Source organism: Nocardiopsis sp. NPDC055824 (genome assembly GCF_053616335.1).
In genome coordinates, this window is the sequence record NZ_JBSHDN010000001.1 from 112,276 (window position 1) to 129,731 (window position 17,456).

A 17,456-nucleotide genomic window follows, 5' to 3' on the forward strand; every position below is an offset into this window, starting at 1 on the left:
AGGAGCCACGATCCCCACCGCACGGGCCCCCGGCCCGGAAACCGTCGGGTTCACCCGCCCAACCGGTCCCGCACGCCGAAGTCGGCGGCGTCGGCCGCCGCCCGGCCCGCCGTCCAACCCTGGGCGTTGGAGGAGCTGGCCACGGGCACCTCCACCAGCTCGGGGAAGGCCTCGGCGAACGCCTCCTCCACCTCGCGCTCCCTGCGGGCCAGGACGGGGACCAGGTCAGTGCCCGACTCGGCGTACTCGTCGACGGCCCGGTCGCGTCCGGTGACGGCGGCCTCCGCCAGCCGCTCGCCGATGCGCGCGGTGAAGGCGGTCAGGAACGAGGTGCGGAACGAGCGGGTGGTGGAGCGGCCGTAGGCGTCGCGGGTGGCGCCGGCCTGGCGCATGGCCCTGGTGGCCTGGAGCAGCAGCGAGGTGAAGAGGAGCTCGACGGCGTCGACGTCCCCGGCGGCGCCCATGACGGTGCACATGCCCAGGTCCTTGTGCCACACCGAGCGGCAGTGGTTGGCCTCCGAGACCACGGAGAGCAGGGAGGCCTTGTGCTGTTCGTAGGGCGCCTCCACCGGCAGGCGGCGGCCCCGGGTGTCGCCCGTGGTCCCCGCCTGGGCGGCCAGCGCGGCGTGGTCGATGCTGTGCCGGGCCATCATCTCCTGGGCGCGGGCGGAGAGGGCCTCGGCCTCCTCGGGGAACTCGGTGGCCTCGGCCTTGGCCAGGAGTGCGCGGATACGCGTGAGCTTGGCCGGGTCGGCCCGGGTGACGGCGCCCGCGGACGCGGTGCGGGCGTGGCCCGGCAGGGGGCAGAGCACCTGCAGCGCGGGCACGGCGTACAGGAAGGTGAGGACGCGCAGCGCGGTGTCCACGGCCGCGGGGCGCCGCAGCCTGTGGCGTTCGGCGAACCGCTGCGGGTGGTCGGCGTCCCGTCCCCACCAGGGCTCGCCCAGGGCGCGGACCTGTTCGGCCCATTCCGGGGCGACGCGGGCGGCGGCGTAGCTGCGGTACTGGGCCACCACCAGGTCGGCGGTGAGGTCGGAGCCCACGGTCCCGGTCTCCCGGCGGGCGCCGCGGACCAGTTCGGCGGGCTGCCAGCCTCGGGGCCACACCTGGGCCACGGCCTGTTGGAGTTCGGCGAACAGGATCCGGTCGACCGTCGTACGCCACCCAGCGGGGCCGTCCGCGAGGAGGCCGACGACGCGCTGGGCGGGGCCGGGGCGCCCGTGGTGGAAGGCCTGGACGGCCTGGCCGACCAGCGCGAGGACCTGCTCCGCGTCGCCGGGCCGGTACTGCCCGGACGGCGGCGGCCCCGTCCGGGGCCCCGGCTGGGAACCCGTGGCCGATCCGGTCTGTGCCGCCGAGCGGTGGCGCCTGTGTTCACGCTCCTTCCTGCGCTCGGCCTGACGGCGGTTCCTGTTGTCCGTGCCCATCCGTACCTCCCCGGACATGGTGGCAGACCCGGCCGGGTACCGCTCAACCCCTGGGGAAAACCCCTCCCGAGTCGTGACGCGGCGCTCGTGCGCCCGGACCGGACCGGGAATGCCCGGCCGGGCGCCGCGGACCGGTGGTTCCACGCCTCACCAGCGCCTTTGGGGGTCCGCGATCCCGGTTCCCGGGCGGCGGTGGCGTCCGCGGCCGTGAAACCGGGCCGACCGGGTTCGCGAAACCGCCCCACGGCCGTGCCCCGGAGGGGTAGAAGGGATGTCCGCGCACCACCAGGAGACCCGGGAGCGAACATGCCCTCTCATGACCGGTCGGCCCCGGGCCGGGAGCCCTCCTCCGCGAGGCCCGTGTCGCTCCTCCCCGCGGACGTCCTCGCGTGTGCCGCCCTGACGACCCCCCTGCTCCGCGACGCCCTGCGCCTGGCGCGCTGGAGCGCCCCCGCCACCCCGCTCACCCCGGAGGGCCTCCCGTACGCGACGGACATCCGCGCGGCGGACGAGGCGCTGGGGCTGTGGTCGCACGGCCTCGACGCGGAGGCCGCCTCCGAGGGGCCTGACTGGGTCGACGCCGAGGCCGTCGAGGCCGCGCGCTTCGCGCTCCCGTGGCGGACCGCCGTGCGGCTGGGCCTGCTGGAGGCGACCGCCGACTGGGCCGGGCCGGAACCGGGGCTGGAGGAGCGGGTCCGCGACCCGGACCAGGTCCTGCGCTGGTGGACCGGGGTGTTCGAGGCCTCCGTCGGCCGCGCGCGGGACGACCTCTCGGCGGGGACCCCCTGGCCGGGCGTCGACGACCCCTGCCTCGTCACCGCCGTCCTGCGCTTCCTCTACGAGGCGCCGGACGGGTTCCGGGTCCCGCTCCCGGTGCTGGTCGGGGCGGTTCTGCGGGAACCGGCCGAGGGGCCGGGCCCCGATCTCCCCCTTCCCTCGCGGGACCGGCGGCGGGCGACCGGCAGGGTCGTGCGCACCCTGCGTCAACTGCTCGGAACGGGCGCCGTTGCCCTGGTCACCGCGGAGGACGCGGGCCCCGACGGGGCCGCCCCCCGGTGCGCCGGACACGGTCACCCGGCGGTGGAGCTGACGCCCCTGGGCCGGTACGGGGTGCGCGGTTTCCTGGAGGAGGAGGGCGTCGAGGCGCCGCTCGTCGGCAGCCTCGCCGGGGCGGGGGCGGCGGGGTTCCTCGACGCCCTGGGGACGCTGCCGCCCGAGCGCCTGATCGCCGAGGTCCTGCCGTGGCTGGACGAGCGGACCCCCGTCGCGGCCCTGCGCCAGATCGTCGCGGTGACCGACGGCCCCGGCCGGGCGCTGCGCCGCTGGACGGGGACGAAGGTGCTGGACGCGACCAGTTCGGAGATCGGGCCCGAGCTCCGCGCGCTCCTGTCCTCCGACCGCCCGTCCGTGGTCAGCCTGGCCGCCGTCGTCCTGCTCACCTCCGGGACGCTCTCCCCGGAGGACGTGGACGGGGTCATGGCCGGGCACGGGCACTGGGTCGTCATCGACATGATCGCGGCGGCCGCGGAGCGCAGCCCCGAGGACCTGCCCGGGTTCCTGTCCGCCGACGGGGTTCCGGACATCGAGCAGCTCGTCCTGGACGACACAGACCGCCTCTGGAGCCCCGAGCACCCCGACACGCTCCCCGTCCTGGACGCGGTCGGCCGCCACCATCCCGACGCGTCCACCGCCGCCCGGGCCCGCGAGGCCGTCCGCGCCCGGGCGGCGGCCCAGCTGCGGAGGCGGCCCGGGCTCTCTCCTCCCGCCCACCGCAACCCGTTCCGTCCCTGGTCGAGAGGGGCGGCGGACCCCGGGTACGAGGGCGGCGCCGCGGAGGCCCCCGATACGGGGCGGGAGGACGGGAGGGGGCGGTTCCGGGTCCGGAACTGGTTCCGGCGGCGCCCCCGGAACCCGTGGCGCGTTCGCGGCAGGCACCGGTCCCAGGACCGCGACCGACCCTGAGGCCGTCCGCGCCCGGGCGGCGCGGGCTAACCGAGCAGGGAGTCGAGCACGGGGCCGAACTCCTCGTCGGAGGTGCGGACGGAGACCGACTTCGCCTCGTGGTCGACCTCGATCCCCACGGCCCGCAGGTCGGGCACGGCCTCCTGTCCCGCGGCGAGCGAGCCGGGGTGCCACCAGTAGAGCTGCGCGCCGATGGGCTTGGCGGCGTCGGCGGCGAACTTCCCGGCGATCTCCTGCAGGTTCTCCATCGCCGCGAGGGGGTGCCCCTGGCCGAGCGGGTGGGCGATGAGCACCTCGGGGACGGGGAAGGCCACGAGGGCTCCGTGCGGGGCCTCGCCGATGTGTCGTCCGAGGGCGTGCGCCTGCGCGGCCACGTAGGGGTGCGGTCCGCCGATGTGTACGAGGCGGACCCCGTCGAGGTCGTGCTCGCTCACCTCGACGGGTTCGTCCAGGGAGCCGGCCACGGCCTCGGCGAAGACCTCGTCGTCGGGGCGGCCGGTGTCCTCGTGCGCCTTGCGGGAGAGGGGCTGCAGGCTCTGGGGGCTGTCGACCACGACGGTCTGCCACAGGCCGGGGGCGATCTCCCGGGCGAGGAGTTCCTCCAGGATCCCCTCGGGGAAGGCCGAGGCGGGGTAGAGGCGGACCCGGAGCCGTCCGGCCCCGTCCGCCCCGGGGTCGCCGTCGGGCGCCGGGGCCCCGGTGGCGCCGTCCGGCCGGGTGGCCTTTGCCAGCTGGTCGACAGCCGCGCGGGCGAACCCGGCCGCGTGGTGCGCGAGCTGGTCGGGGGCGGCGTCGGCCAGGGCGGAGCGGAACCCGCTGATGTCGGTGGTGGCCCGGTTGCCGTCGGGGAGCGGCACGACCAGCGTATCCGCCTCCTCGAAGGAGACCTCGACGCCCTCCTCGCGGAAGGCGGCGACGAGGGCGCCCGCGACCGCGTCGTCCGCGCCGGAGTCCGCCGCGGGGGCTCCGCCGGGGGCCCCGCGCTCCCCTGCCGCGCGGGCCATGTACCCCCCGAAGTGGGTGGCCAGGCCGAGGCGCTGCTCCGGGGGCAGGACGGCCGCCTGGTCGAACGTGTCCTTGAGGTCGTTGTCCATGAGGACCCCGCCGTCGGGGAGGGAGACCCGCAGGCCGGTCGGCGGCAGGTACTCGGCGCGCAGCCCCTCGGCGGCGCACGCCTCGACCAGCGCCGCGCCGAAGTCCGCCGTGATCTGTTCGGTCGGCAGCTCCCGCGCCTCCGCGAGCCTGGCGCGCAGCCATGCGGGGACCGCCTCCTCGTCGCGGGGGAAGCGCTCCAGCTCCTGGGCGTAGGCGAGGGGGGCGGCTCCGGGGGCCAGTTCGGGTTCGGTGTCGTGGTTGTACTCGACGTTGAGCTGGTGGGTGTGGTGCACCGAGACGATCATGGAGAGCCAGGTCCCCTTGCCCTCCTGGTACCCGGCGCGCTTGAGGGCGCCGACGAGCTCGCCGACCCCCTCGGGGACCTCCACCTGGCTCACCTGGCCGTCGGTGTCCTGGACGGCGAGGGTCTCGTCCGTGTGGGCGCCGATGACCCTGGTCAGGTAGGTGAGCTGCTGCCATCCCTCGGGCACGGCCGAGACCAGCCGGCCCGCGAGGTCCTGCAGGAGGGGGCCCTGTTCCAGCGGGCCGGGCGTCGAGGCGTTCATGGTGCTCTCCGTGTCCGTTCGGCGACGTTCGCGCACCCTTCCTACCGTGCCGGGGCGGCGGCGCGCACCGCGGGGCGCGCCCGTCGCCGGGGGTTCACCGGTCGCCGGGCCCGCCGTCCGGTGCGCAGGGGCCTCCGGCCCGCCCGGCCCCGCGGGGTCACTCCGGGAGGGCGTCGAGGTAGACCCAGGCCCCGTCGTGGCGCAGGAAGCGGCTGTGTTCGACGAGCTCGCCCTCCCGGCCGTTCTCCCGGTACACGGCGCGGAAGGCGACCGTGCCCTCGTTGTGGAAGGGCGTGCCCTCGCCGGTGGACAGGATCTCCAGCCGCACCCACTGCGTGCGGGCGTCGAGGTCGAGGTCGGAGGGCCGGGTTCGGGGGTGCCAGCTCCGCAGGAGGTAGTCGCGGTCGCCGACGGCGAAAGCGCTGTAGCGCGAGCGCATCAGCTGCTCGGCGGTGGAGGCCGCCGCCGTCCCGCTGTGCAGGCGGCCGCAGCAGTCCCCGTAGGACTCCGGCCTCCCGCAGGGGCAGGGGGAGCCTGCCGCCGTGGTGTGCGGTCGGGGGCTGGTGCGTGGGTTTCGCTGCGACATCCCCCCATTGTGGCCGGTCCGGGCCGTGGGCGGTCCCGGACGCGCGGGCTCCGGCACGGCGACCGAAGGGCCCCGGCCACGGGCGCCCGGCGGGCCGACAGGTCACATGGTGTTGATGACCAGACCGATGTGCGTGTAGTAGTTCAACGCCCCGAACAGCAGGAACGCCGCCCCGGCGACGCCCCACGCGACACCGATCACCGTCCACAGCCCCGATCCCAGGGACCTGAGTCCGAACGGGAACAGGACCGCGCCGACCCCCACGAGTACGTAGAGGCCGGAGATGAAGGTGGCCTCCAGCCAGGGGTAGGCGCCGAACACCCCGGAGATGGGCTCCTGCGGAGGGGCCGCGAAGAGCATGAACGCCCACCCCGCCGCGGCGATGCCGAACGCCGCGAGGCCGATGCCGAACACCAGGACGGAGAGGGGGCCCGCGACCCGCGCCGCGTGCGCGGCGGGGTTCTCGTGCCCGTTCAGGGCCTCGCCGCGCTTCCACAGGTACAGGGACGCCGCCAGGAGCAGGACGCCGAACACGAGGCTCGGCTCCCCGAAGACGATGTTGTCGAACGGGAACCCGCCCGCAGCGAGCGGCCAGGTCAGGGTCATGTGCAGGCCCGTGGTCGCCAGGAGCAGGCCGAGTGCCCCGAAGGCCAGCGCCCATCCGTCGGGCACGATCCGCCCGCCCCGCAGCAGCGCGCGGCCCAGGGCGACCACCAGCAGCAGTCCGGCGCCCGCGGCGACGGACATCACGGTGTTGTACGTGGGCATGGTCGCCCAGTCGATCGTCAGGCCGCCCTCGACCCCGGTCAGGAAGTCCCCCATGTACCCCGCCCCCGTTCGAGAACCGGCCCGCGGGAAGAGCGCGGGCCGGTTCCGTAAAATTCGCACAGTGTGACGGCGGAGTCACGCATCGCCGCAGCTCTCGGGGCGACGAGCCGGGGTTCCGGCCGGGGCCGGCGGGCGGCGGGGCACGGGGCTCCGTACGGCCGGCTCCCCGTCTACGAGAGGTTGCGCTGACGGACGTCCCACTCGGTGGAGCACAGGCCGCAGTCCTCGCCGACGAACTCGCCCCCCGCCTCCTCGTCCCCCTTGAGCCGCCACTTCAGCCACGCGGTCCCGACCCTGCCGTACTCGCCGCCGTTGGGTTCGGCGAAGGTCCCGAAGTGCCCGACGTCGAGGTTGCCCATGAACGCGGGCAGGTCCGAGGGGATCCGCTCCCAGTCGTCGAGGGCGTTCTCGTAGGCGATGTCGGTCGGCCCGCCGGCGAAGTAGGCGATCGGGGCGTGCAGGTCGTCGAGCAGGTGGTTGTCGGAGTCGCTCAGCAGCCCGCTGTTCCAGAGCACGGTGGTGGTGATCCGGGGGTCGTCGGCCACCTCGTAGGTCTCCAGCCCGCCGCAGGACTGGCCCATGACGGCGATGTTCTCCGTGTCGATCCTCCCCCGGTACTCGCTGAACAGGCGGCTGTTCTCCGCGATCGCCCAGTCGACGGCCTCGGTGAGCATCTCGGGGTCGGTCCTGCCGGTCCCGCCCGGGCGGCCGTTGGCGATGACCAGGAACCCGTGCGAGGCGAACTCGGTGAGGATGTTCTCGAACCACGTCCCGTCCGCGCGGCAGGCGCCGTTGCCCCAGGCGACGACGGGCAGCGTCTCGTCCCCGGGCAGGTCGACGGGCCGGTAGATGGTGTGGTCGCGCAGGCGGAGGGTGGTGACGTACCCGGCGTCGTAGGGGCCCGTTCCGCCGGCGGCCTCCACGCGGTCGGCGGCGGCCGTGCCGGGGGCCGAAGGGAGGAGGGCGGCGGCCAGCAGGGCGACGAGGACGGCTGCCGTCCGGCGGCCGGGTGTGCGCGGTTCCATCTCGTGTCTCCTCAGGGGGTGCGGGGACAGCGGCCTCAGGCGCGCTGTCCCCCGAATATTCGACACCGAAAATCGGCTGTCAATCGCACTGGGGCAGGACCGGTCGATCCACCGATGAAGCCGCGCCCGCCCCGGCGAGCCCTCGGGAAAGGGGTGGGAAATCCGCCGCCCGATCCCTCTCCTTCCTTCACCCCGCCCCCTGCGACGGGTTCCCGTGTGCGGGGCGCGGGACGAATCCACCCGCGTGGGCGCCTCCGTGGCGTCGACCGCCCGTCGCCCCCTTTCCCTTTGGGACGAAGGACCTGAAACGCCCCTGACGCCTGGACGCCGCCGCCCCCGGTCGGCCTCCCGCACCGGACCGCGACGTCGCACCCCCACCGAAGAGCAGATGGGCGGCGTTCGGCCACCGCCGGCGCACACGGAACCCGACCCCGCGGGGGGAACACCCCAGAGGGGCCACCGAGACCCGATCGAGAAGGAAACCGAACCCCCCGTCGGAAAACACCGAACAAGCCACAACCCCGATAAAAATGACCACCACGACCCCAGAGACACACCCGAACACCACAAAGAAAGAAACACCCCAGAGATCCCATCGGCCACATATATGGAACAGAAAACCGCACCGGAATCCGTTGAAGCACCTCTCGGAAAGCAGTACAGTATGCCTCCCCTATATTTTTCCGATGACAAGCATCTTGTTCACGTGAAAAAAGGATCGCTTTCTCTCACCACCTCGACGAGAAGGGAACAGGTGGCTTGGCCACGACCCCCCGCGTGAAGCCGGCCGGGAGCCGCACGGCCCTCGTCGCGACACTTCTCCTGCTCCTCGGACCGGCTGTCCCGCTCCCCGCCCACGCCGGGGCACGCGCGCCGCAGCCCGGGGAGAGCGCCCCGGTCCCCCTCGACATCGTGGTCCTGGTGGACGAGTCCGGCTCCCTGGACCGGGACGACGTCGAGGCGGAGGCCAACGCGGCCTCGACCATCGCGCAGAGCGTCCTGGACCCCGGATCGCGCGTCACCGTGGTCGGCTTCGGCAGCAACAACGGCGAGTCGGGCCAGATCGCCGCCCGGGAGGTGTGCCGCCCCACCCTCGTCGACGAGGACGGGGGCCGCCAGTACCTGGCCGACTGCGTCGACGGCCTGGAGCGCCGCGAGGACTCCGAGGGCGACGACACCGACCACGCCGAGGCGCTGGGAGCGGCGCTGGGCCACCTGACCGGCGCGGACTCACCGGACGGATCGTCCAAGATCGTCTTCCTGCTCACCGACGGCGCACTCGACGTACGCGACAGCCCCCAGTACGGCGCGGCCGAGCGCCGCAACGACAACGCCGCCGCCCTGGTCGGGGAGCACCTGGAACGGGCTGCGGAGAACGGTGTGCGGATCTGGCCCCTGGGGTTCGGGAGCGCCATCGACAGGGACCAGCTCGACGCGTTCGCCGCGGGCGGCTCGCAGGACACCTGCAACGACCTGGAGGTGTCCGCTCCGGTGGCCCGCGTGGCCGACGACTCCTCCGACGTGGCGCGCTCCCTCCAGGAGGCCCTGGCCGCGGCCTCCTGCTCCCAGGTGGGGGAGCCCGCGGACGAGACCCTGGCGGGCGGGGGCCGGGCCACGCTGGAGGTCGACATCCCGCTCGTGGCGACCGACGGCGCACTCATGGTCACCAAGAACAACCCGGCCATCCGCGTGGAGTACCTCGACCCCGAGGGCGAGACGGTGGACACCGGCGCCGCCGAGCACCGCGGCTCCCCGATCACCGTCAGCGGTGAGAACAGCCCCGTCGAGGTGCTGCGCCTCGTCGACCCGATGCCCGGCACCTGGAGCGTCCGGCTCACCTCGCCCGAGGGGACCCCCGAGGAGCTGGTGACGGCGCGCGCCCAGTGGAAGGGCTTCATCAACACCTTCCTCCGGGTGGAAGGAGGGCAGGACCCCGGAGAGCTGGTGGTCCGGGTGGACATCCGCACCCGCCGCGGCCCGATCACCTCCCCCGAGGCCCTCGCCGACCTCGAATTCTCCGCCGAGGCGGCCTTCCCGGACGGCTCCTCCGCCCCCGTGGAGATCGGCGACGGGGGCGAGGCCCCCGACTCCGCGGCCGGGGACGGGCAGTACGCCGGCACGGTCTCCGTCCCCGAGGGGACGGACGAGGTGACCTTCACCAGCCGGGTCCAGGGGCCCGGCGTGCCCGACGACGTGCACGAGTACGTGTACACCTTCGACCCCGGGGGCAGCAGCCTCCGGCCCAGCGTCTCCTTCGGGGAACTCCCCGAACAGGTCTGGTCCGGCCAGGAGGTGGCCGGAACCCTGACCGTCACCAACCAGGGGCCGCGGGAGGAGACCGTCGAGCTGGTGCTCGCCCCCTCGGAGGGCCTGCTCGCCACCATCGCGCAGGACACCTCCGGCTTCGCGCCCGGGAGCAGCCGCAGCGACTTCACGGTCCGCTTCGGAGAGGGCTCCGCACTGGGCCCGGCGACCCTCAACGTCCTGGCGGTCGACGCCCGGGGCGAGGTCCTGCACACCTCCCCCACGATCGCGACGACCGTGCGCTCCGCCCCCGGCGTCCTGGAGCGGTACTGGTGGATCTGGGCCCCGCTGGCCGCCCTGGTCCTCCTCGGCGGGGGCTCGCTCCTGCTGGGCCTGAAGAAGGCACGGGAGAGACGGGACGTCGGGGGGATCGTCGTCACGCTCCACCGGGACGGCGGCGCCCTCCTCCCGCCCCTGACGGCCCCTGCCAGGCGGAGCACGGTCTTCGCCTTCACCGTCCGCGAGGAGGCGGGGGCCGACCCTCGGCTCGACCACGCCCGCGGTCCCGGTCCGGCCCGCGTCCACGAGGTCCGGCGGCACCGCTCGGGCGGTGTGCTGCTGCGCACCGCCGACGGCCGGGAGCGGCTCCTGCGCTTCGGCCAGGCCGACGAGCCGCTGTCCGGCGGCCTGACCGTCTCCTTCGAGGACGGCCGAACACGCCGGAGGGAACCCTCCCCTCCCCCCGCGCAGCACGCGCACCCCCGGTCCCCGGGCCCCGGTGCGGCCGCCCCCGAGCAGGGACCGCCGACCGACGGCATCCACATCGACTGACCCCTCCCGAGGAACGACGCACAGCCGAAGGGTTCCCCTCTCCATGACGATGAAGCTCTACCAGCCGCTTCTGTACGTCGGTCTCGGCGGCACCGGCTGCCGTATCGGCGCCGAGCTCGAACGCCGTATGCGCGAGGAGTTCTGCGGCCCCGACGGGACCGAGTTCCAGAGGCGCCGCCCGGGCGCCGACCTCCTCCCCTACCAGCTGCCGTCCTGCGTGCAGTTCGTCTACGCCGACGTCAGCCGCAGCCAGCTGGACGCCATGCCCTCGAGCGTGGTGCCCGGACGCCAGTACTTCCCCGCGGTCGAGCGCACCGCCCACTACGTGCGCGACCTGCTGCCCGAGGTCCGCACCTACCCGGAGGCCGCGCGCAGCCTGCGGCTGAGCGCGGGCGAGACGGTGGGGCACTGGCTCCCGCCCGAGGCGGGCGAACCCCGGGTAGCGCCGCTGGACCACGGGGCCGGGCAGTTCCCCACGGTGGGCCGGGCCGCCCTGTTCGAGACCTTCCGGGGCGGCGTGGGGCCGGCCGTCGCCCCCCTGCACGAGGCGATCAACCGGCTCGCCACCTCGGCCGGGGACCTGGCCGCGCTGGGCGGCGCGCTGCCCCGCGCGTGCGACGTGTTCGTCTCGTTCTCCGTCGCGGGCGGCACGGGGGCCGGGATCTTCTACGACTACCTGCACCTGATCGCCCGGGCCTTCGAGCGCTCGGGCATGCGCATCCAGATCTACCCCCTGGTCCTCATGCCCTCGTCCTTCGACGAGGGGTTCGGCGGCGGGCGCAACGCCCGGCTCAACGCGGGCCGCGCCCTCCTGGACCTGTTCCGCCTCGTCGACGACCAGAACGGGCGCGAGGCCTCCCTGGAGCTGGCCGACGACACCCGTCCCTCGCTCCGCAGCCGCGAGGAGGCCTGCGTCCACTACCCGGTGGAGGGCCGCGTCCAGATGGCGTCCTCCACGATGCAGACGGCGTTCCTGTTCAACAGGCCGACCGGGACCGACCGCGAGGACCTGCACCGCTCGGTGGTCTCCCTGATGCTGTCCCTGGCCGGGACCGACCCCGACGACAAGGCCGAGGAGGCCCCCGCTGCGCAGCAGGAGTACCAGTCCTTCGCGGACAGCTTCATCAACGGGGACAGCAAGCGCGGTTCCTCGGCCGAGACGGGCATCGGCAACCAGGGCGTGTCGACCGCCCTGGTCGCCTCCATGACCGTGCCCGTCGACGAGATCGCCGACATCATCGGCTCCCGGCTGCTGCGCTCGGCGGTGGAGGACATGCAGGCGCCGATGCGCGCGCTCCCCCCGGAGCAGATCCAGGAGGCGCTGCGGAACTTCTTCTCCGAGGCCCAGCTGCACCCGCTCCTGGCCCGGACCGGCATCGGCTTCGCCGAACCGCAGCCCGCGGACGGCGCCAAGGAGGTCGCGGGGGCCCTGTACGACCGCGGCGAGGCCATGAAGCACAGCCTGGCGGCCCTGCGCTCCCGCCTCGCCCGCGAGGCTCCAGACCTGGCCCGGAGCTTCGACCACCGGGCCGGGGTACGCGCGCTGCTCTCCGGCCTGGACCCCTTCCAGGCGCTGCGCGTGCTCTCGGGCGACCCCCGGAGCAGCGATCCGACGGCGCAGCTGGGGGTCCTCGGCCTGATCCAGCGGCGCCGCGACGCACCCCCGCCCCCGGAGGGCATGAACGGGTTCCCGGCCCTGCCCGAGATGCGGGACCGGCTGGGCGGCCTGCGCAGGATCCGCTTCGCCGACCCCGAGCCCTCCGCAGCCCGGGCGCGCCAGGACGCCTGGTACGACTGGCAGACACGGACCGCCTGGAGCGAGGCCTGGGCGGCGGCCGAGCCCCGCTGGAAGCAGCAGACCGCGCAGATGGCGCGGGACCTGCCCGCGCTCGTCCAGCAGCTGGACGAGCACGCCCGGGCCGACCGCCCCCGCTTCGAACGGCTCTCCCGCGAGCTCTACCGGCAGCGCACCGGGGTCTCCTACCTCCTCCCCCCGTCCGGCGGCGACCTCGAACCGTTCTTCGCGCGGGTCCGGGAGCAGGTGGTTCGGGACCTGCACGAGTCGGGGCAGCTGCACGCCTCCCCCACCGACGCCGAACTGGTCCAGACGCTCCTCGGACCGCACATCTGGGCGGAGGCCTTCGGCGCCGCCCTGGAGAGCGGTCCGGCCGAGGCCGTGGCCTTCCTTCGCGAACGGCTCAAGACCTGGGTCAAGAGTTTTTTGCGAGACCCGGAGTCCCCCAGGACCCACCTCCTGCCCCGGCTGGCGGACCTGCTCTCCCACGCCGCGGGGCAGACGGCGGGCAGGATCGCCGAGGAGGACCTGGCCCGCTTCCGCGCCCAGGTGGCCGGCCTGCTCCCGGTGGGGTACGACCCCCAGGGAAACGGCCCGCTCAAGATCCTGATCTCCTACGACTCCCCGACCAAGAACGCCGCTGTCGAGCAGTGCCTGAGGGAGATGCTCAACCTGCCGCGGGGCGCCGGGCACAGGTTCGAGTACCGGGTGACCGGCGCCGAGAGCATCAGCGTGGTCCTCTTCCGCAGTTCCATGGGCATCACCGAGGTCCCCGAGGTCCGGGAGGTCATGCGGCTGTGGTCCGACGCGCTCATCCGCCACGAGCCCGGCGACCACCTGCCCTGGCGCCAGCGGCTCGGGTACGACTTCAGCCACCTGGCCACGACGGAGCGGCACCGGGTCCGCATCCTGCAGCGGCTGCTCAGCGCCCTGTGGAACGGGAGGGCGTCCGTGGTCGGCGACCCGTCGGCCCCGGACGAGGTCCGCTTCACCCTGGGCGGCGGGGTCACCATGCCGCTGCGGCTGGCGCCCCTGGGCCGCACCTCCTCCTGGGGCAGCCTGCTCCAGGCCTACGAGCGCTGGGCCTTCACCGGCGAGGACGGCATCACGGGGCAGTTCAGCACCCAGCTCATGCGGGAGGTGCCGTTCGGCGTCGACAGCAGGCCGGAGCCCCCGCACCCGGTCTTCGAGGCCTTCTGCCGCCTGGCCGACGACCGGAGCGAGGCGCGGCGGCTGGAACGGATGGCGCAGGGCCTGCCCGGCAGCTCGCGCGGCAGACTGCTCCAGGCACGGGACTTCTGGGAGCTCACCGTGCCCGCCGCCATGGACCTGGACTTCACGGGGGTGCACATGCCGCTGTTCTCCAACCTGGGGCAGCTGCGCTCGGAGGCGTCGGCCTCGGGCGGCGGGGCGGGACACGGGTACCGGACCGCGGGCCCCGGGGAGCCCGGTCCCGACCGCATGGACTTCGGCGGGGACGGGGTCGGTAACGGCCCCGGACGGCCCGGCGGCCGGGAGGGTGACCCGCTGCGATGAGCGTACGCCTGTTCGACCTGCGTGGGAGCAGCCCGGAGGAGGCCCTGGGGGCCGTCCTCGGCGAGCTCGGGGAGGGCACCCCCCTCACCGGGGCCGACCGGGTCGTCCTCCTGGACGGGACCCGGCTGCTGGCCGGACACGCGGCCGCCTACGAGGCGGTGTTCACCAGCGGCCGCGTCCGCTCCGCGGTGTGCGTCGCCGTGGGCCCCCCGACCGCGGACGCCGGGCGCCGGTTCCTGGACCGCCCCGGCCAGCTGGGCCCCGGGCGCGGTGTGGCCACCCTGTGGGTCGGTGACACCACGGGGGTGGACTGGGGCATCCGGCCACCGGGGCCGCCCCGGCCCCGGCCCGGTGTCCCCGCCGGTTCCGGGGCCGGCCTGGAGCACCTGCTCGCCGCGCTGGGGCAGGTGGAGGTGTTCGACCGCGTCGTGGAGCTGAGCGGCGAGCTGCCCGAGGCCGCCGCCTCGCCCGGCCTGTGCTGGTCCGAACCCGACAGGGGCGGCGGCGCGGCCGATTCCGCGCTGGCCGCGGCCCTGCGGCGGTACGCCTCCGGAGGGGGCGCGTCCGGGGGCGGGACCGGAACGGTCCCGGCCGCCGCGCCCTCCCGGGGGAACCTGCTGGCGGACCTCGTGGCGGGCGCCCACCGGCCCCGCCCCGTCGACGTCGTCGGCGGCACGGGGGAGCTCGGGGCCCGCGAGCGCCACGCCCGGGACGCGGCCGCCGCGGCGGAGGAGGCACTGGCCTCGCTCTCCGCACCGGGAGGGGCGTTCGCGCGCACCACACCCGAACGCGTGCGACGGGAGGAACTGCGAGCGGCCGGGGAGGCGCTGGACGCCTACCGCGCCCATGTCGACCGGCTCTTCCGCGAGCTCTCCCCCCTGACCGGGAACCGGCTCGCGGCCGCCCTGGGCCGGGCCGGGGTCGTGGGCGCGCCGCCCACCCGCGAGGAGGTCGACGAGGCGCTGGGCGCGCTCGCCCGGCTCCTGGACGAAGGGGTGCGCGGGGGCGTCGCGCTCGACGGGCTCGCCCGGGACCTGGAGGAGGTCTCCCGGCGCGTCGCCCCCCGTGACGGCGCCGCCCCTCCGCAGCCGGGCCCGGAGGACCCCGACGACGTGCTGCGGTCCCTGGCGGACCCGCCCCCCTTCCCCCTGCCGGGGCCGCTGTCCCCGCTCCTGCTCCCGGCCTTCCTCCTGCCCGTGCTGCCCGCGCTCGCCGGCGGCCCCGCGGGGATCGCCGGGGGGATCGCCACCGCCCTGGCCTGGGTCCTGGCGGTCACCGCGGGCGCACGGAGGGCCCGCGGCCCGGGCGGCGGGCTGCCGACCGCCGTCGCGCACGCGGTGGCGGCGTTCTCCGGGGTCCTGGCGGGGCTGGGCGCGGGCGGTGTGCTGCAGCTCGGCCTCGTGGTGCCGCCGCCCGTGTGGCTGTCCCTGGCGCTCCCCGCCTGCGCGGCGGCCGGGGGCGGCGTGCTCCTGTACACGTGGTCCCGGCTCGCCCGCAGGTGGCGGGACCGGATCGCCCCGGAGCGGGCCGACGCGTCCGTCACCGCCCTGGCGGCGCTGGTCGACCGGCGTGCGCGCGAGTCCTGGTACCCGGGGGCCGCGCGGAGCGGGGTGGCCGACGCCGCCCGGTCCGCCCAGGGGGCGGTGCGCGCCGTCGCCGACGCCTTCGCCGGGGCGGCCGCCGCCCTGCCGCCGCCCTCCTCGCACCCGGAGGAACTGGAGGCGGTGGTGCGCTCGGACCTGTCGGCACTGGCGCGCGCCGCGCTGGAGCCGGTGCTGGCCGGGCTGCGCTCGGGTACGCCTGTCGGCGACCTCTCCCGGAGGGTGCACGGCACGGCGACCGACCTGTTGGAGGGGTACCGGGAGCACCTGGCCCGTGCGGGCGCCCACGTCCCGCCCCGCTTCGCCGACCCGGACACGCCCCGGCAGGTCCGGGGCGGCCCCGACCTGAACCGGGCGCTGGACACGCTGCGCCTGGCCCCGGAGGACCGCATGTTGCAGCTGTGCGACCCGGGCCACCTGTCCCTGCTGGGCGAGAGCGCCCCCGCGGTGCGGGCGGTGCGCTTCGCCCCGTACTCGCTGCGCGCGGGGGCCGCTGTGTACGGGGACCCGGACTCGGCGTTCCCGGACCGTTCGGCCGTGTGGACGCGCGAGGGGGCGCTCACGGGAGTCCTGCGGCTCGTCCCGCTGCGCCCGGGGGTGGTGCGTACCCGGTGGTCCCGGACGGAGCCGTCGGACGGCGGGCACGGGGGCGCGGCGGGGCGTCCCGTTCCGGACCCGGAGGAGGACCCGGCGGGCGCGTTCGCCGCGGGCGCGGCCGGGGGGCCGGCGGAGGCGCCGGAGGCGCCCTTCGGGGAGGACCCCGCGGACAGGCCCCGCGGGGGCGCGGAGGGCAGGGGGGCCGGGACCGACCGGCCGGAGGAGGACTACCTGCGTTGAACGAGCACAGTGCCGTGGAGGCCGCCTACCTGACGCCCCGCCGGGAGGGCGCGCGGTGCCGCCTGGTCCCGGCCCCGGACCGGACCGTCGACGCGCCGACGCACCCGCTGCTGGACCTGGTGGCGGTGCACGACGAGGTGTCCGGGCGCGACCTGCTCAGGCTGTCCGTGCGCCCCCTCGACGGCGAGCGCGTCCAGGACCGGGCCCGGGCCTTCGCCGCCCTGGACAACGAGATCCTCGCGGGGGTCAGGCTGGCCAGGGCCTCGCACGGTCCCCCGCCGGCGGAGCTGAGCCGCCTGGTCGGCTACCGCGACGACCCCGCGGAGCCCTTCGCCCTGCTGGAGCCCTACCGGGGCGAACCCCTCGACGCGGTCCTGGGCAGGCGGCTGCTGTTCGAGGAGGAGCGGGCGGCCTTCCGTGAGGGCCTGTTCCGGGCCCTGTTCTGGCTGCAGGCCTGCGAAGTGGTGCACAGGGACATCCGGCCCGGGACCGTCCGCTGGGACGGCGGGGGCGGGGGCGTGCAGGTGTGCGGCTTCACCAGCGCGACCGTGGCCGGTGTGGCGCGCGAGTCGGTGGGCGTCGGCCCGTGGGCCTCCCACGAGCAGCGCGCGGCGGTGGGGCGGTGCGACCCCCGTGACGACGTGTGGTCGGCCGGCCTGGTCCTGTTCCAGGCCCTGAGCGGCCACGACGTGTCCGGCGGAGGCATCCTTCCGCTGGACGGGCACCCCGGGCTGGCCGTGCAGCTGGAGGGGGTCTTCGCCAGGGAGGCGGAGGAGCGTCCCGGGGCCGGGGAGCTCCTGGCCCGGGTGTCGGGCGCGGTGCCGCCCCACCGGACCGGGGTCGGCGACCACCTCCGGCAGGGCCGCACGAGGTTCCGGGAGAACAGGGAGCGCAAGAGGCTCGCGGCCGGGTGGGTCCCGCCGGACGGGGACGGGTCCGCGCCCGAGGGGCCCGCGCCCCGTGCCCCCGCCGCGCCCACTCCAGGCGGGCCCCCGCTCCAGAGCCCCGTCCCCGACGTGGAGACCGCCCGCGGGACGGGCCGGTCCGGCTACGTCGGCCTCGCGCTCCTGCTCGTGCTGATGGTGGCCGTGTCCGTCGCCCTGTTCCTCCGTTTCGGCTGACC

The 17,456-nt window shown here is 75.5% G+C and carries 10 protein-coding genes; 5 read left to right on the top strand and 5 right to left on the bottom strand.

The features are described 5' to 3' along the window. Positions 1-50: 50 nt before the first annotated feature. Positions 51-1,427: a DUF2786 domain-containing protein gene (locus tag ACWGL3_RS00445; RefSeq protein ID WP_267949332.1), complete on the bottom strand. Its 1,377-nt coding sequence runs from the start codon at positions 1,425-1,427 to the stop codon at positions 51-53. A 306-nt stretch (positions 1,428-1,733) separates the two neighbouring features. Here ACWGL3_RS00445 and ACWGL3_RS00450 point away from each other — a divergent pair, with 306 nt between their 5' ends. After that, entirely contained in the window at positions 1,734-3,389 is a 1,656-nt protein-coding gene (locus ACWGL3_RS00450; RefSeq protein WP_267949331.1) for a hypothetical protein, read from the top strand. Between the two features lie 26 nt (positions 3,390-3,415). On the opposite strand, the gene ACWGL3_RS00455 is transcribed toward ACWGL3_RS00450, so the two are convergent. The 4 genes from ACWGL3_RS00455 to ACWGL3_RS00470 all read right to left on the bottom strand — a co-directional run bounded on the left by ACWGL3_RS00455 (position 3,416) and on the right by ACWGL3_RS00470 (position 7,489). Continuing rightward, complete coding sequence (locus ACWGL3_RS00455) at positions 3,416-5,050, bottom strand: hypothetical protein (RefSeq protein WP_452460570.1); 1,635 nt, start codon at positions 5,048-5,050, stop codon at positions 3,416-3,418. Between the two features lie 157 nt (positions 5,051-5,207). After that, a complete protein-coding gene (locus ACWGL3_RS00460) occupies positions 5,208-5,636 on the bottom strand; it encodes a YchJ family protein (protein WP_330156252.1) in 429 nt (142 codons plus the stop codon). A gap of 102 nt (positions 5,637-5,738) precedes the next feature. Further along, the gene (locus tag ACWGL3_RS00465; protein ID WP_267949328.1) at positions 5,739-6,458 is read right to left on the bottom strand and encodes a DUF981 family protein; all 720 of its coding nucleotides are present in this window, start codon (positions 6,456-6,458) and stop codon (positions 5,739-5,741) included. 176 nt (positions 6,459-6,634) lie between these two features. Next, positions 6,635-7,489, bottom strand: a complete 855-nt coding sequence (locus ACWGL3_RS00470; RefSeq protein ID WP_452460571.1) for a poly(ethylene terephthalate) hydrolase family protein — start codon at positions 7,487-7,489, stop codon at positions 6,635-6,637. Positions 7,490-8,248: 759 nt separating this feature from the next. Here ACWGL3_RS00470 and ACWGL3_RS00475 point away from each other — a divergent pair. The 4 genes from ACWGL3_RS00475 to ACWGL3_RS00490 are packed head-to-tail and all read left to right on the top strand — an operon-like array spanning position 8,249 to position 17,454. Continuing rightward, the gene (locus ACWGL3_RS00475) at positions 8,249-10,564 is read left to right on the top strand and encodes a vWA domain-containing protein (protein WP_452460572.1); all 2,316 of its coding nucleotides are present in this window, start codon (positions 8,249-8,251) and stop codon (positions 10,562-10,564) included. A gap of 43 nt (positions 10,565-10,607) precedes the next feature. Continuing rightward, positions 10,608-13,895, top strand: a complete 3,288-nt coding sequence (locus ACWGL3_RS00480; protein ID WP_452460573.1) for a tubulin-like doman-containing protein — start codon at positions 10,608-10,610, stop codon at positions 13,893-13,895. Continuing rightward, on the top strand, positions 13,892-16,333 hold the full coding sequence (locus tag ACWGL3_RS00485) for a hypothetical protein (RefSeq protein ID WP_267949324.1): 2,442 nt from the start codon (positions 13,892-13,894) through the stop codon (positions 16,331-16,333). Before ACWGL3_RS00480 ends, ACWGL3_RS00485 begins: the two co-directional genes overlap by 4 nt. Further along, on the top strand, positions 16,330-17,454 hold the full coding sequence (locus tag ACWGL3_RS00490; RefSeq protein WP_452460574.1) for a hypothetical protein: 1,125 nt from the start codon (positions 16,330-16,332) through the stop codon (positions 17,452-17,454). The genes ACWGL3_RS00485 and ACWGL3_RS00490 overlap by 4 nt, the downstream gene beginning before the upstream one ends. Positions 17,455-17,456: the final 2 nt, after the last annotated feature.